This is a genomic window from Bradyrhizobium sp. CCBAU 11434 (assembly GCF_028128895.1).
GTDB classification, from domain to species: domain Bacteria; phylum Pseudomonadota; class Alphaproteobacteria; order Rhizobiales; family Xanthobacteraceae; genus Bradyrhizobium; species Bradyrhizobium zhengyangense.
Genome location: NZ_LBJX01000102.1, coordinates 350,903 through 363,545 on the forward strand (window position 1 = coordinate 350,903; position 12,643 = coordinate 363,545).

General features: G+C 63.6%; 11 protein-coding genes and 1 tRNA gene. 2 read left to right on the forward strand and 10 right to left on the reverse strand.

The features are described from left to right. The first annotated feature begins 210 nt into the window (after nt 1–210). Entirely contained in the window at nt 211–504 is a 294-nt protein-coding gene (locus tag XI06_RS38940; protein ID WP_237860509.1) for a hypothetical protein, read from the forward strand. Between the two features lie 104 nt (nt 505–608). Here the strand turns inward: XI06_RS38940 and XI06_RS38945 are convergent, their stop codons facing one another. Genes XI06_RS38945 through XI06_RS38955 form a run of 3 tightly spaced genes read right to left on the reverse strand, consistent with a single transcriptional unit; the run spans nt 609 to nt 3,151 of the window. After that, nucleotides 609–1,202 carry a TadE/TadG family type IV pilus assembly protein gene (locus tag XI06_RS38945; protein ID WP_237860505.1) on the reverse strand — a complete coding sequence of 198 codons (594 nt, stop codon included), beginning with the start codon at nt 1,200–1,202 and terminating at the stop codon, nt 609–611. After that, nucleotides 1,199–1,759, reverse strand: coding sequence for a TadE/TadG family type IV pilus assembly protein (locus XI06_RS38950; protein WP_237860504.1), 561 nt, complete (start codon nt 1,757–1,759; stop codon nt 1,199–1,201). Before XI06_RS38950 ends, XI06_RS38945 begins: the two co-directional genes overlap by 4 nt. A 9-nt stretch (nt 1,760–1,768) precedes the next feature. Then, nucleotides 1,769–3,151: a TadE/TadG family type IV pilus assembly protein gene (locus XI06_RS38955; RefSeq protein ID WP_237861306.1), complete on the reverse strand. Its 1,383-nt coding sequence runs from the start codon at nt 3,149–3,151 to the stop codon at nt 1,769–1,771. A 519-nt stretch (nt 3,152–3,670) separates the two neighbouring features. On the opposite strand from XI06_RS38955, the gene XI06_RS38960 reads away from it, so the two are divergent. Further along, entirely contained in the window at nt 3,671–4,429 is a 759-nt protein-coding gene (locus XI06_RS38960) for a GAD-like domain-containing protein (RefSeq protein ID WP_271607744.1), read from the forward strand. Between the two features lie 97 nt (nt 4,430–4,526). On the opposite strand, the gene XI06_RS38965 is transcribed toward XI06_RS38960, so the two are convergent. The 7 genes from XI06_RS38965 to XI06_RS38995 form a co-directional block, all read right to left on the reverse strand. Next, a tRNA-Arg gene (locus tag XI06_RS38965) sits at nt 4,527–4,603 on the reverse strand. A 66-nt stretch (nt 4,604–4,669) separates the two neighbouring features. Continuing rightward, nucleotides 4,670–5,737 carry a sensor domain-containing diguanylate cyclase gene (locus XI06_RS38970; protein WP_237860500.1) on the reverse strand — a complete coding sequence of 356 codons (1,068 nt, stop codon included), beginning with the start codon at nt 5,735–5,737 and terminating at the stop codon, nt 4,670–4,672. Nucleotide 5,738: 1 nt separating this feature from the next. Next, entirely contained in the window at nt 5,739–8,816 is a 3,078-nt protein-coding gene (locus XI06_RS38975; protein ID WP_237861305.1) for a bifunctional diguanylate cyclase/phosphodiesterase, read from the reverse strand. Between the two features lie 214 nt (nt 8,817–9,030). Beyond that, nucleotides 9,031–10,116, reverse strand: a complete 1,086-nt coding sequence (locus XI06_RS38980; protein ID WP_237860498.1) for a branched-chain amino acid ABC transporter permease — start codon at nt 10,114–10,116, stop codon at nt 9,031–9,033. Further along, nucleotides 10,113–11,123: a branched-chain amino acid ABC transporter permease gene (locus XI06_RS38985; RefSeq protein WP_237860496.1), complete on the reverse strand. Its 1,011-nt coding sequence runs from the start codon at nt 11,121–11,123 to the stop codon at nt 10,113–10,115. Before XI06_RS38985 ends, XI06_RS38980 begins: the two co-directional genes overlap by 4 nt. After that, nucleotides 11,120–11,842: an ABC transporter ATP-binding protein gene (locus XI06_RS38990; protein ID WP_237860494.1), complete on the reverse strand. Its 723-nt coding sequence runs from the start codon at nt 11,840–11,842 to the stop codon at nt 11,120–11,122. The genes XI06_RS38985 and XI06_RS38990 overlap by 4 nt, the downstream gene beginning before the upstream one ends. After that, nucleotides 11,839–12,615: an ABC transporter ATP-binding protein gene (locus tag XI06_RS38995; protein WP_271607745.1), complete on the reverse strand. Its 777-nt coding sequence runs from the start codon at nt 12,613–12,615 to the stop codon at nt 11,839–11,841. The genes XI06_RS38990 and XI06_RS38995 overlap by 4 nt, the downstream gene beginning before the upstream one ends. Nucleotides 12,616–12,643 lie beyond the last annotated feature (28 nt).

The following is a 12,643-nucleotide window of genomic DNA, read 5'->3' on the forward strand; positions in this document are numbered from 1 at the left end:
GGCGTCCTGCCGCCTCGAACCGTGGACACCGTGTGGCGATCCCGCGCCATTGGTGCGGCAGATGCAACGCGCGATCACGAAATGCATCGTGCAGGAACATTTGTGCGCAGCACCCGTTCGGAAGCTTGAGCCAGGCGATACACGGGAACACGCGCTCCGGCCAAAACCTGGTTCAAGCCACGAAACTCGAACGATAGAACGGAGCAGCTCATGAAGCTCACGTCCGAACAGGTGAAGCAGACCATCAACCAGCTCGGCGCCCAGGTGCTGCCCGACGAGCATCCCGCCATGCCCCAGCTCAACAGCATGTTCGGCGAACACACGTTCTTCGTCGACGAGATGGGCTTGAAGGTCCTCGAGCCGACGCCGTCGCTCAATGCGGAACGACAGACAGGTGAAGTCGTCAGCCTCGCCGACTGGAGCGATGCCGATCTGACGCGGCTGATGGCGCACGAGCCCGAGCCGACCGGCGTGATCGTCGTGTTCGAGCATGTGAGGCACTGACACGGGACACACAAGCAGCCACCCTTCGCGGTGCCGAAGGGTGGTTGGAGACGGGTGGTTGGATCAGGCGTATGATTTATCGCTGATAGATCCGGTCGCCGTCATCACGACGTCGGACAGGACGCTGCCGGGACGGGCGGCGTCGACCCGCTCGTGATGGTCGGGACGAAGTTCGTCTGGCGCGGGTACAGATAGTAGCTGTCGCTGAGCATGACGGTGCCGCTGATCGTGTAGCCGAGATTCGGCGTGTAGGCATAAGTTGCCTCACCGAGGATGAGCCCGCTGTTGGTCGGCACTCCGGTCAGGGATGTCGGCAGGTTGACGGTGGTCCCGGCGGTTCTTGCGGTGCCGTTAAGCGACTGGCTCCAGATCACTTTGGCCGTAACGTGGTCGCCGGTCGGCTGCACCTCCGTGAGGGTCACGACCGCCTTGGTGATGTCGTACGGGGAGAGGACTTTCGACGAGGCGCTGAGAATGCCGGTGACATCGCTGGTGGTCACGCACTTATTCTGCGACAGGATGTCGGCAATGGTGTGTACTGTGGCCGTGACCTTGACGTTGATCGAGAGGGCGTTGCCGAGTTCGACGCCGCCCATGCACAGCAGCAGCATGAACGGCAGCACGATGGCAAACTCGATGGCTGCCACGGCATCTTCGTTGGCTCGAAACCGCCTCAGGCGCACGGGCAAGCGGGTCATTGATAGGGCTCATTCTGGAAAGCGGCGGTCGCCGTGATCTGACGATTGCCGTTCGGCAGGTTTGCCAGGGTGAAGCCGAGCGGCCCCCCGAAGACCGGCCATTGGTAGATTACCTCCAGGACGACCTTGTCTGAAGGACCGCCCGGACTGTAGGGCCAGTTGTTGGAGACAGTGCCGTCGGCATTGAACGTCAATGTCGGTGAAGCCGCGCTCATCGCCGACCAGCTGCTCCCGGACTGGAGGCTGATCATCAGATTGCTGCAGTTGAAGATGATGCGGACCTGCGAGCAGACCAGCGTCGAAAACTGCGTCTGCGTCATCCCGGCCGTCTGCACTTGTCCGGTCATGACCTGCCGGGCGGACTGCTGCACGACCTGCTGAAGCAATTGCTGGCCGAAGAAAACCAGGAAGATCTGGATAATTCCGACCAGCAACGCGATGAATATCGGCGCGACCAAGGCGAACTCGACGGCGTTCGCGCCGTTCTCGTCGTTGCGGAACGCCGCGAGCGTCTTGTGAAGGCGTCGCTTTCCGGATACCGCTCGCAGCTCGGGCATGACGCTCGCTCAGTTGGTCAGGTGAGGGGCCGTTTCCACGACCAACAGGAACAATTGCCTGAGCGCCGCGGAAATGTCGCCGCCCGACTGTACGTCGTAGAACAAGCCGGGCGATGCGCAGGATTTCAGGTTCTGCGCGATCTGTCCGGCCGACGAGGAAGGATTATTGAATGTCGCGATATAGGAATTGTACCAGCCATTGCTCGTGAGCGGCAGGTACTCGGTATAGAGCACCGCGATACGAATTCCCCGGTTCTTGATCGTCGTGCAATTCGTGGTGTTGACCGGTTGCTGGCATCGAAAATTGGAGCCGGTGGCAATCGGCGTTCCGCTACAGGACGAGCTCATCGATACGATCTTGTCGTCAACGCCGTCGGTCACGAGGAACACCACTTCCTGAGGCGTGTCTCCGGTCTGGTTGGATCCCCCGCCGGGTGCGGGCATGATCGCATTGACGCTTGAGAGCGCGTTCTCGATGTCGGTGCCATAGTCGGTGCTGATGGCGCATCCCGAGACCACGCAGTTCTGATGGTCGACGGTGACAAGCGAAATATTGTTGGCGGCCTGGGTCGCGGCCGTCGACAGGTCGGAGGATGGCAGCCCCGACGGCGCATAGATCGTGTTGAAGCCGTAGTCGAACGTGTAGATCGCGGCCTTGTAGGTGTTGTTCTGCGTCGCCTCGGTCTGTTGCGCCGTGGTCATCAGGCTTGCGGTCGCCTGGGCCACGAGGTCGATACGCAGCGTGATGTTCTTGGTGCGTGCGATGCTGAGGTTGTCCTTGGTCGACGCGTTCGCGCCGGAGTCCTTCTCGGGATGCGACTCGTGACAGGCGAACGCGCAGCTCCTCGAGCCGGAGGGCTGGCTAGCGGTCGCGGTGATCATGTTGGTAATATCGGTCGACGTCGCTGCGATGCCCATCGACGGCGAGTCGTCCAGCAGAAGATAGAAGTTGATGTTGGGCGCGCCCGAAGCGCTGGCCGTCGCTGAGCCCTTGATCGGCCACACGGGGGCGCCGAGCAGGGTCGGGAAGGCGTTGCTGGAGTTTGCGGTGTAAGTGACGGTCGCGGTGCGCACCAGGCCGGTATTGCCGACATTGACCGTCAGCGCGGGACTCCCTGACAGGCCGCCGGCGATCGCGTTTGCCGTCGCATTGAAGATGTTCGTGGCGGTCGTCTGCGCGACCGTCGTGCTCTGCGCCATCATCGACGGCGTCACCGCCGCGATCGCGGCGGCATCGGCTGCGGCGTCCAGCTGCGATTGCCGGCGCTGGGCCTGCGTGTAATCGAGCGTCATGCCCAGTAGATAGACGGTCGGGAACAGCAGGATCGCGAATATGACGGCAACGTTGGCCTTGCGATCCCTGATAAAACGACAAAGCGAGGCGCGCAGCATGACCTTCATCCTAATCGCCGTTAACCACGGCACAGGCAATTCCCCGTCAGTTCAGGTATCGCTTGCCGGAAGCGGGCGGATCGAAAAGCCTCCGCCTGTCTCTCGGCAGGGGGAACTTTGAAGGCTGGCTGTTTAAGTAATACTTACTTGCACCGCGCGAACATGGAGTGCCCGATGTCGCCAATGTCAGATTGAAGCGACGCAATTAACCGGCCGTAAAGACGTCACCGCAAAACGGCGGTATTGAAGGCCGGGGGCCGCGGATGCGTGCGGCCTTGTCGGCCATTGGCGTATCACGGCCGAAAGGCCAGACGCTGAAATCAGCGGAACGGAACGTCGTGAGATCAAGTCCCGCGCGGGTGTTGCAGTCGGAATAAATGCGCCGCCGCGATGTTTTGACTGAGTTGGCGTCAGCCAGAACGGCACGGGATGACCTTTAGCGGCTCAGCCGGCGAGATCGAAGGCACGAGGCATTTTGCCTCACGTCGCGCCGTGCTTGGCTGGGCGGCATCCGCCGCTATGCTGACATTCTCGCGGCCGGTATTGGCTCAGGATCCGCCGAAAGCTCCGGGGGAGGTGGATCTACTGGCGTCGATGGTCCAGAAGCTTGGAGAGCCGGAGCACGCAAGCAGGATCAGCCCCGAGGAGGCCGCGCGCTATGCGGATCGCGTGCCGCAGGCCTTGATCCGCTTCTGGCGCGAGCATGGGCGTGGGGCCTATTTTGACGGATTGTACTGGCTCTGCGATCCCGCGCCGTTCGACGCCGTGCTCGACCTCATCTTCAGGAATGATGACGAGTTCAACCCGTCGGATATGACGGTGATTGCCTATACGGCATTTGGTTATCTGAAAGTATGGCACCGGCGTCGGCGCCAGATGAGTGTTTCACTCCTGCTCTCCTCAGTGTTCAACCCGCCAGCGAGTTCGTGGCACGACCGTGTCACAGGTCAGCCGTTCTCCGAGGACTACAGCGTGTCCGCTTTTGCGAGCACCAGGAAATCGGAATCTGATCGGGACGACCTCGAACTCCTTGCCGCTGCCGCCGCCCGGTACGGCGCCCTCGAACCGGGCGAGGTCTACGGCTTCTTTCCTGCGCTGCAACTGGGCGGGGCCTACGCGGTCGAGAATCTCAAACGCGTGAGAGCTGCCGAGCATTTTCAGATCCTTGCGCAAATCGATCGTTTCAAGCTGACGCGTCTGACGCCACCCGATCCGCCGGGCTATCCCTATGGCCACGTCGAGTTCGTGCGCTACATCGGACAACGGGACAAGCTGTAGGCGCCCGCCGGGCGGCAGAAGCCCCGTTCGCGCGCATTCTGGCTACCGCATCTGGCGCAAGGCGGCGGGTTCTGGAGTAGACGGTCTTCCACCGAGATGGCGCACCCGACACGATTCGAACGTGTGACCTTTGCCTTCGGAGGGCAACGCTCTATCCAGCTGAGCTACGGGTGCAGCGAGGCCTCATTTAGCCTAATGGCGAGGGGCGGGCAACCGGTCCACTGCGGCAATATCAGCGCTTTAGGCCGATTTGCGTGGAGCGGCGGCAGGAACTTGACCGCTAACTGGCCCATTATCGCTGCCGAGAGCCGCAAATTCGGCCAGCACCCGCTCGGAGCAGACCACACGGTTGCGGCCGAGTCGCTTGGCGGCATAGAGGGCTTGATCGGCTGCACCGAGCAGGCCGTTGGGGGCGTCATCGGCCTCGCCGGGGATATGGCAGGCGACGCCGACACTGAGGGTCACATGGTCGCCGGCGCCATGGGCGCCATGGGCGATCTGCAAGGCCATCACGGCCCGGCGGATCTCCTCGGCGATGGCGCAGGCATCGTCGCGGCTCATTTCCGGCAGGATCAGCGCAAATTCCTCGCCACCGTACCGGCCGGCGAGGTCGAGCGGACGCACCGCGTGGCGGCTGACCACGCGCGCGATCGCGCGCAGGCACTCGTCGCCGGTCTGGTGGCCGTGCTCGTCATTGAACAGCTTGAAATGATCGACGTCGACGAACAGCAGCGCCAGCGGCTTCTGCGTCCGCTGCGCGCGCGCCCATTCGCTCATCAGCATCTGGTCGAACGAGCGACGGTTCGACAGGCCCGTCAGCCCGTCCTTGGTGGCGAGCTCCTTCAGCGCCATTTCGGCGCGCTTCTGGTCGGTGAGGTCGCGCAGCGTCTCCACCACGGCGATCAGATTGCCCGCCTCGTCATGGATCGGACCGGCGTCGATCGCGAGATAGAGCTGGCTACCGAGCTTCGGCATCACGCACCAGTTTTCCGCGGAAAAGCCAAGCCCGTTATGGCCGCGCGCGGCATATTCCGAATAGAACTCCGGCAGCTGCTCGGGCTGGTCGAGCGCAACCAGATCGGCAAGGCAAGGGCGCTTGGCCTCGTAGAAGGCCTGCCAATGCTTGTTGGTGCCGATCACCTCGGAGGCGGCAACGCCGGTCAGCCGTTCGCAGGCCTTGTTCCAGATCACGACGCGTCGTTTCGGATCGATCACGAAGGTCGGCACCACCAGATGCTGCATCAGCCGCACTGCGTAGGAATCGGCGACATCGACGGTCTTCGCGGGAGTATTGCCGAGCTTTGCCATCTCAGGCCACCGCCGCTACAGGAATGGCATCGCCAGGGCCGAACAGCTCGCGGACCTCGGCCGCCGGCTTCGGTCTGCTGAACAAATAGCCCTGCATCTCCGTGCAGCCGAGGGCACGCAGCATCTCACGCTGGGCCTCGGTCTCGACGCCTTCGGCGACCGTGGTCATGTCGCTGGCGGAGGCGATGTTCACCACCGCCTGCACGATAACAGGCGCGCCGCCGGCGTCGGCGATGTCGGCGACGAAGCAGCGGTCGATCTTGATCTTGTCGAACGGGAATCGCTTCAGATAGCTCAGCGAGGAATAGCCCGTGCCGAAATCGTCGAGCGCGATGCGCACGCCGATCGAGCGGAGCTGATGAAGGATCGAGAGCGCCGCCTCGTCGTCGCGGATCAGCACAGCCTCGGTGATCTCGAGCTCCAGCCGGCGCGGCTCCAGCCCGGAGGCGGCAAGTGCGCCGGCAATCCGCAGCGCCAGCGTATCGCATTTGAGCTGCACGGGCGAGACGTTGACGGCGAGGCGGATATGGGCGGGCCAGGTCGCGGCCTCGTTGCAGGCCGTGCGCAGCACCCAGTCGCCCAGCTCGTTGATCAGGCCGGTATCCTCGGCGATCGGAATGAATTCGGCGGGCGAGACCATGCCGCGTTCGGGATGGCGCCAACGCAGCAGCGCCTCGCAGCCGGAGACCTTGCCCGAGTGCAGATTGACCAGCGGCTGGTAGTGGATCTCGAAGCCGCCATTGACCAGCGCCTGCCGCAGATCCTGCTCCAGCGAGAGGCGGGCCTTGGCGCTCGCATCCATCTCCGGCACGAAGAAGCGGTAAGTGCGCCGCCCTTCCGCCTTGGCGCCATACATCGCAAGGTCCGCGTTCTTGATGAGCTGGTCGAGATCGGCACCGTCCTGCGGTGCCAGCGCGATGCCGATGCTGGCGTCCGTGGAGAGCTGGTGGCCGAGGCAATGATAGGGGCGGCGGATCGCTTCGTGGATCTCAGTCACGAAGGCCAGTACGTCGGTAGAGGATTCGATACCCGTCTGGATCACGGCGAACTCGTCGCCCCCGAGCCGCGCGATCAGATCGCCTGGCCTCAGACAGGCGCGGATGCGGCCCGCGATCGCCATCAACAGCTCGTCGCCGACATGGTGGCCGAGCGAATCGTTGATGCCCTTGAATTCGTCGACGTCGATATAGAGCAGCGCGAACTGGGCGCCGCCGGCGACCTTCTCCAGCTCGCGCTCGATCTGCTCGCGGAACAGCGCGCGGTTGGGCAGGCCGGTCAGCGCGTCATAATGCGCCATATGCGCGATCTTCTCGGCGGCGTTGCGCTGTTCGGTGACATCCTCGATGACGTTGATGATGTAGCGCGGGTCACCGGCCTTGTCGCAGATGCCGATGCGCTTCGAAATGGTATGGCGCTGGCCGTCGGTCGGAGTTTTCCAGCTCTGCTCTCTTTGCAGCAGCCGTTCCGGTGATTGCAGCACGGCGTCATCGTCGCGCGTGACGACGTCGGCGTCCGCTTCGGGCAAAATATCGGCCGCCGTCTTGCCGACGATCGTCTTGCCGCCTTCCCCGAAAATGTCCTCGGCTATCCGGTTGACCAGGAGGTAGCGCCGCGTGTGGGCGTCTTTCACCGTGATCTGCGAGGGAATGTGGTCGATGATCTCGCGGAGAAAGGTGTAGTTGCGGTCGCGCTCCTGCTCCAGATTGCGACGCTCGGTGATCTCCTCGATCGTGGCAACCCATCCGCCTTGCGCGAGCGGCGTGTTGATGACCTGGAAAGCGCGCCCGTTGGGCAATTGATGCTGTTTGGTGGCGACCTTGCCTTCGGCGACGCCCCTGAAGACCTCGGCGCAGAACTCTTCGACGTTGCCGCTGAACGCGTTGCGCTCCTTGCGGTGGTACATCGCCTGGTGGATGTGGCAGCCGGGCTTGATGACGTCGTGGGAGAGACCGAACATGTCGGCATAGCGGCGATTGCAGGTGACGATATAGCCGTCAGCGTCGTACAGGATCAGCCCTTGCGACATGTTGTTGAGGGCGGTGTCGAGCCGCAGCCGTTCCGCTTCCAGCCGCTTCTGAGCCTCGCGGTTCTGCCTGATGATCTGGCGGATGATCATGAACAGGATCAGCGCGATCACCGCCGCCGACAGCGTCGCGGTGGTGACCATGAAGCCGGTCTGCTGTCGCCAGTCGGCCAGCGCGGACGACATCGTGTTGGTGGCGACGATGACAAGCGGAAAATGGGTCAGCGATGCCGCGGAACCGAGTTTATCGGTGCCGTCGACCGGGCTCTTGACGCGAAGTGTGTGCTGACCGCCGAAGGTCAGCACCTTCTGCATCAGAGGCGCGCTCTTGTAGCTTCTGCCGATCATCGATTCGACGTTGGGGTAGCGCGCCAGCATCACGCCTTCGCGGTCGAACAGCGAGATGGCGGCGCCCTCGGCCAGCGCGACCGAGGCGAAATAGCGTTGATAGCTGTCGGGATCGATCCGCCTCACCAGCGCGCCGACGAAAGTGCCGTCCGGCAGGCTCAGCCGCCGCGCCACGACCGTCGTCCATTTGCCGATCAGAAAGCTGCGCACGGATTCCAGCAGCACCGGCTCCGACATCGGATTGGTCTTGAAGGTCTGGAAGTAGGCGCGCGAGGAGATGTTGATCTTGGGCAGCGGCTGCGCACGTGACCAGGAGATGATCTCTCCGTCAGCGTCGTAGATCGCGATGTCGCCGAGATAGGAGACGGCGCCAATCTTGCTCCGCAGCATCCTGTTCGCTTCGGGTCCGGACATGCGCTCGCGGAACATCTGCGGCGACGTGATCTCAGGCAGGTGCATCTGCCCGATCAAATCGGCCGCGACGACGTCGGAATCTTCAAACTGCTGATCGAAGTGCCGCGCAATCAGCTGCACGGTGTTTTCCAGCTCGCGCTCGCGGTTGGCCAGCGTGCGCTCGCGAAACTCGCCGACGGCCATCGCGGTCACGGCGAAGATGCCGGCGACCAGCAGCATGCCTGAGAGTGTCAACCACAGCACGGGGCCGCGCCGCATCGCGGCGTCCCAGCCGCCTTTCGCGGCCCGGAACATTGCAGCTGCCATCCCTGACAAAAACTGGCGCATCCCTCTCCCCTGGAGGAGCAGAAATACCATCGACAGATGGCGCAATACTTAGGAAAGCCGGTTACCCATGGCTTAAACCGGTTGCGGATTTCTACGGATATCCAGCAGAGGCGAACCGCTTGGCGTTGCCCCTGTTGCGCCGCGTCTGCGAAGGACGCTGCGCCGCATCGTTACCAGAAGCCTAATGCGAGGCGCCCGCATTCTTCTCGCCACGGCCGTTACGCAGCCGTCCGACCACGCCGGTCGGGAAGAAATACACGCTGGCAATGAAGAGCAGCCCGAGCCAGAGCAGCCAGCGGTCCGGGTGCAGCAGCCCCGGCAGCAGTGGCAGGCCGGCTTCGCCCGCGGCCTTGGAGGCGACGCCCATGAGGGATTGCAGATAATTCTGGGCGAGGATGAAGATCGTGGCGCCGATGATCGCGCCGTAGATCGTGCCCATGCCGCCGATCACCACCATCAGGAGAATGTCCAGCATGATGGAGAAACTGAGCGAGGTGTCCGGGCCGGCATAGCGCAGCCATAGCGCGTTCAGGATGCCGGCGCTGGCGGCGACGAGGGCCGCAAGGCAGTTGGCGTAGGTCAGATGGAAGACGGTGCGGAAGCCCAGCGCCTCGGCGCGGAATCGGTTCTCGCGGATCGCCTGCAGCACGCGTCCGAACGGTGAGTTCACCACGCGCAGCAAAGCGAGGATCATCAGGGCCGAGATCGCGAACACCAGATAGAAGGTCAGGATGCGGCCGTTGACCTCGAAGCCGAACAGGTTTTTGGAGATCAGCACCGTGCCGGGGCGCAGCAGCTCCGGCAGCTGGAAGCTGCGCCCGTCCTCACCGCCCGTGAGCCATGACAATTGCGAGGCCAGGACCTGGAAGGCGGAGGCGACAGCGAGTGTGATCATCGCAAAGAAAATCGCGGCCACCCGCAACGAGAACAGGCCGATCGCAAGCGCAAGCAGCGCGGCCAGCGGCAGTCCGACGACTATGCCGGTTGCAACCGCAGCCCAGTTCGGACCCATGCCATACAGCGCGATCGCGATCGCGTAGCTGCCGATGCCGTAGAACATGGTGTGCGCGAACGACACCGTGCCGGTGTAGCCAAGCAGCAAGTCATAGGACGCCACCAAGGCGGCAAAGACGCAGATCTTGGCCGCGACGTTCAGCGCCTTTGCTCCCGGAAACAGGAACGGCGTCGCCGCCAGCGCCAGGATGATGACGACGAGAATGAGCGTGAGCACGCGGCTCCGCGGCGGATCGCCCGAGAGAAGCATCATCGGCTGGTCACCGCATAGAGGCCGCGCGGCCGCCACATCAGAACGGCGACCATCAGCAGGATGTTGGAGACGAGGGCGAGTTTTGGCACCAGGAAGCCGCCGTAGTTGGCGACCATCGCCACCAGGAGCGCGCCGATGAAGCAGCCGCCGATCGAGCCGAGGCCGCCGATGATGACGACGACGAAAATCAGGACGGTGAGCTCGTCGCTCATCGAGGCATGGACCTGCTCGCGATAGAGCGCCCACATCACGCCGCCGAGGCCGGCGAGCGCCGATCCCGTCATGAACACGCCGAGGAACAGGCGGCGGATGCGATAGCCGAGCGCCTCGACCATCTCGCGGTTCTCGACGCCGGCGCGGATCAGGAGCCCGAGCTTGGTGCGGTTGAGCACGAGCTGGATCGCGATGAAGACGGCCAGGCCAATCAGCATCGCCAGCACGCGGTATTTGGCGATCGCAACGTCGCCGAGGATGAAGGATCCGCGCAAAGAGGCCGGCAGCGGCATCGGAATGATCTGCGGTCCCCACAGCGCATAAAGCGTCTGCTCGGCAACGATGAGGCCGCCCGTCGTCATCAGGATCTGCTTCAGATGCTGACCGTACACAGGAAGGATCAACACGCGCTCGACGACCAGGCCGAGCGCACCTGATACCGCCATCGACAGCAGCGCCGCCGGGGCCAGCACTGCGAGGTTGACCCAGAGCGAATCCGCCTGCACGGAGGCCGCGAACGGCGCGAACACCAGGGTTGCGACATAGGCGCCGACCGCGATGAAGGCGCCATGGCCGAAATTGAGCACGTCCATCAGGCCGAACACCAGCGTCAGGCCCGAGGCCATGATGAAGATCATCATGCCCATGGCGAGGCTTGCCGCCGTCAGCGTCAGCCAGGTCGAGGGCGAGCCGACCAGCGGAATCATGATCAGCGCGAGCGCGATCGGCAGCAGGATCGGCGCAAGGTCGCGCTTCGGCTTCGGCAGCGGATCCGACGCGGCAAGGTCTGTCACTGATGTGCCTCCAGGCTCAGGCCGAGCAACCGTTCCTGCAGCGGCACGTCGGCGGCCAGCGCCGCCATCTCACCGCGATGGACGATGGTGCCGTTGTCCATCACCAGCACGCTGTCGCCGAGTTCGCGGGCTGCAAAGAAATTCTGCTCGACGAGGAGAATGGTCGCGCCCTTGCGCTTGATCTCCTTCAGGCATTCGATCAGCGCCATCACGATGGCGGGCGCCAGACCCTTGGTCGGCTCGTCGATCAAGAGCAGCTTGCGCGGCTCGATGATGGCGCGCGCGATCGACAACATCTGCTTCTGTCCGCCCGAGAGGCTCCCGGCGCGCGACAGCCAGAACCGGCGCAGCGCCGGGAAGAAGCCGAATATCCACTCCAGCTGTCTGTCGTCCATCGCCGCATCGCGAGCCGCCAGAACGAGATTGTCCTTCACCGTGAGATCGGAGAACACCGCCATGCTCTCGGGCACATAGCCGACGCCGAGCCGCGCGATGTCGGGCGTGGCGAGGCGCTCGATGCGTTCGCCACTGAGCGTAATCTCGCCGGAGGAGGCCTGCCACAGGCCCATGATAGTGCGCAGCGTCGTGGTCTTGCCGGCGCCATTGCGGCCGAGCAGCATCGTGACCTGCCCTTGCGGGACGGCGAGGTCGATGCCCTGGAGGATGTGGTAGCGGCTGATATGGGTGTGCACGCCGGAGAGTTTCAGGAGGTCGGTCATGCGGCACTCCCTGCAGCGTTCTTGGGAGCAACGCCGAGATAGGCTTCCTGCACGATTGGCGAGGCGATCACTTCGGCCGGTAGGCCGTCGGCGACGAGCTGGCCGTTATGCAGCACGATGATGCGGTCGGCGAGCGAACGCACCACGTCCATCTTGTGCTCGACCAGCAGGATGATCTTGCTCTTGTCCTGCTTGAGCTGCGCGATCAGGTTCAGCACGACCGGCACCTCGTCGATGCTCATGCCGGCCGTCGGCTCATCGAACATGAACACCTTTGGCTCCAGTGCGATCATCAGCGCGACTTCGAGCTTGCGCTGGTCGCCATGCGACAGCACGGTCGCGGCGACGCTGCGGCGATTGCCGAGCGCGACCTGGTCGAGGATGGCGTCAGCGCGCGCGATCAGATCGCGGCGGACCATCCAGGGCCGCAGCATGTCGTAATGGGTGCCGTTGGTTGCCTGCACCGCGAGGCGGACGTTCTCTTCGACCGTCAGGTTCGGAAAAAGATTGGTGAGCTGGAAGGCGCGCCCCAGTCCCGCACGGGTCCGCAGCGGTGCGGAGTGATGGGTGATGTCGGCACCGTCGAACAGGATGCTGCCGCTGGAGGCGCGCAGCTGGCCCGAGATGAGGTTGAAATAGGTGGTCTTGCCGGCACCGTTCGGCCCGACGATGGCGGTGAGCTCGCCCGGGCGGAACGCGCAGCTGACGTTGTTGACGGCGACATGCCCGCCGAAGCGGATGGTGAGGTCGCGGGTTTCGAGAGAGAGGGACATTGAAGCCAAATTCGTCGCCGGTTGTGAC

What these genes read in the sequence shown, in the direction of transcription:
- XI06_RS38970 (WP_237860500.1), bottom strand. Translation starts at nt 5,737, where the DNA reads ATGGCAAAGCTCGGCAATACTCCCGCGAAGACCGTCGATGTCGCCGAT.
- XI06_RS38975 (WP_237861305.1), bottom strand. Translation starts at nt 8,816, where the DNA reads ATGTTCCGGGCCGCGAAAGGCGGCTGGGACGCCGCGATGCGGCGCGGC.
- XI06_RS38955 (WP_237861306.1), bottom strand. Translation starts at nt 3,151, where the DNA reads ATGCTGCGCGCCTCGCTTTGTCGTTTTATCAGGGATCGCAAGGCCAAC.
- XI06_RS38995 (WP_271607745.1), bottom strand. Translation starts at nt 12,615, where the DNA reads ATGTCCCTCTCTCTCGAAACCCGCGACCTCACCATCCGCTTCGGCGGG.
- XI06_RS38990 (WP_237860494.1), bottom strand. Translation starts at nt 11,842, where the DNA reads ATGACCGACCTCCTGAAACTCTCCGGCGTGCACACCCATATCAGCCGC.
- XI06_RS38980 (WP_237860498.1), bottom strand. Translation starts at nt 10,116, where the DNA reads ATGATGCTTCTCTCGGGCGATCCGCCGCGGAGCCGCGTGCTCACGCTC.
- XI06_RS38945 (WP_237860505.1), bottom strand. Translation starts at nt 1,202, where the DNA reads ATGACCCGCTTGCCCGTGCGCCTGAGGCGGTTTCGAGCCAACGAAGAT.
- XI06_RS38950 (WP_237860504.1), bottom strand. Translation starts at nt 1,759, where the DNA reads ATGCCCGAGCTGCGAGCGGTATCCGGAAAGCGACGCCTTCACAAGACG.
- XI06_RS38940 (WP_237860509.1), top strand. Translation starts at nt 211, where the DNA reads ATGAAGCTCACGTCCGAACAGGTGAAGCAGACCATCAACCAGCTCGGC.
- XI06_RS38960 (WP_271607744.1), top strand. Translation starts at nt 3,671, where the DNA reads ATGCTGACATTCTCGCGGCCGGTATTGGCTCAGGATCCGCCGAAAGCT.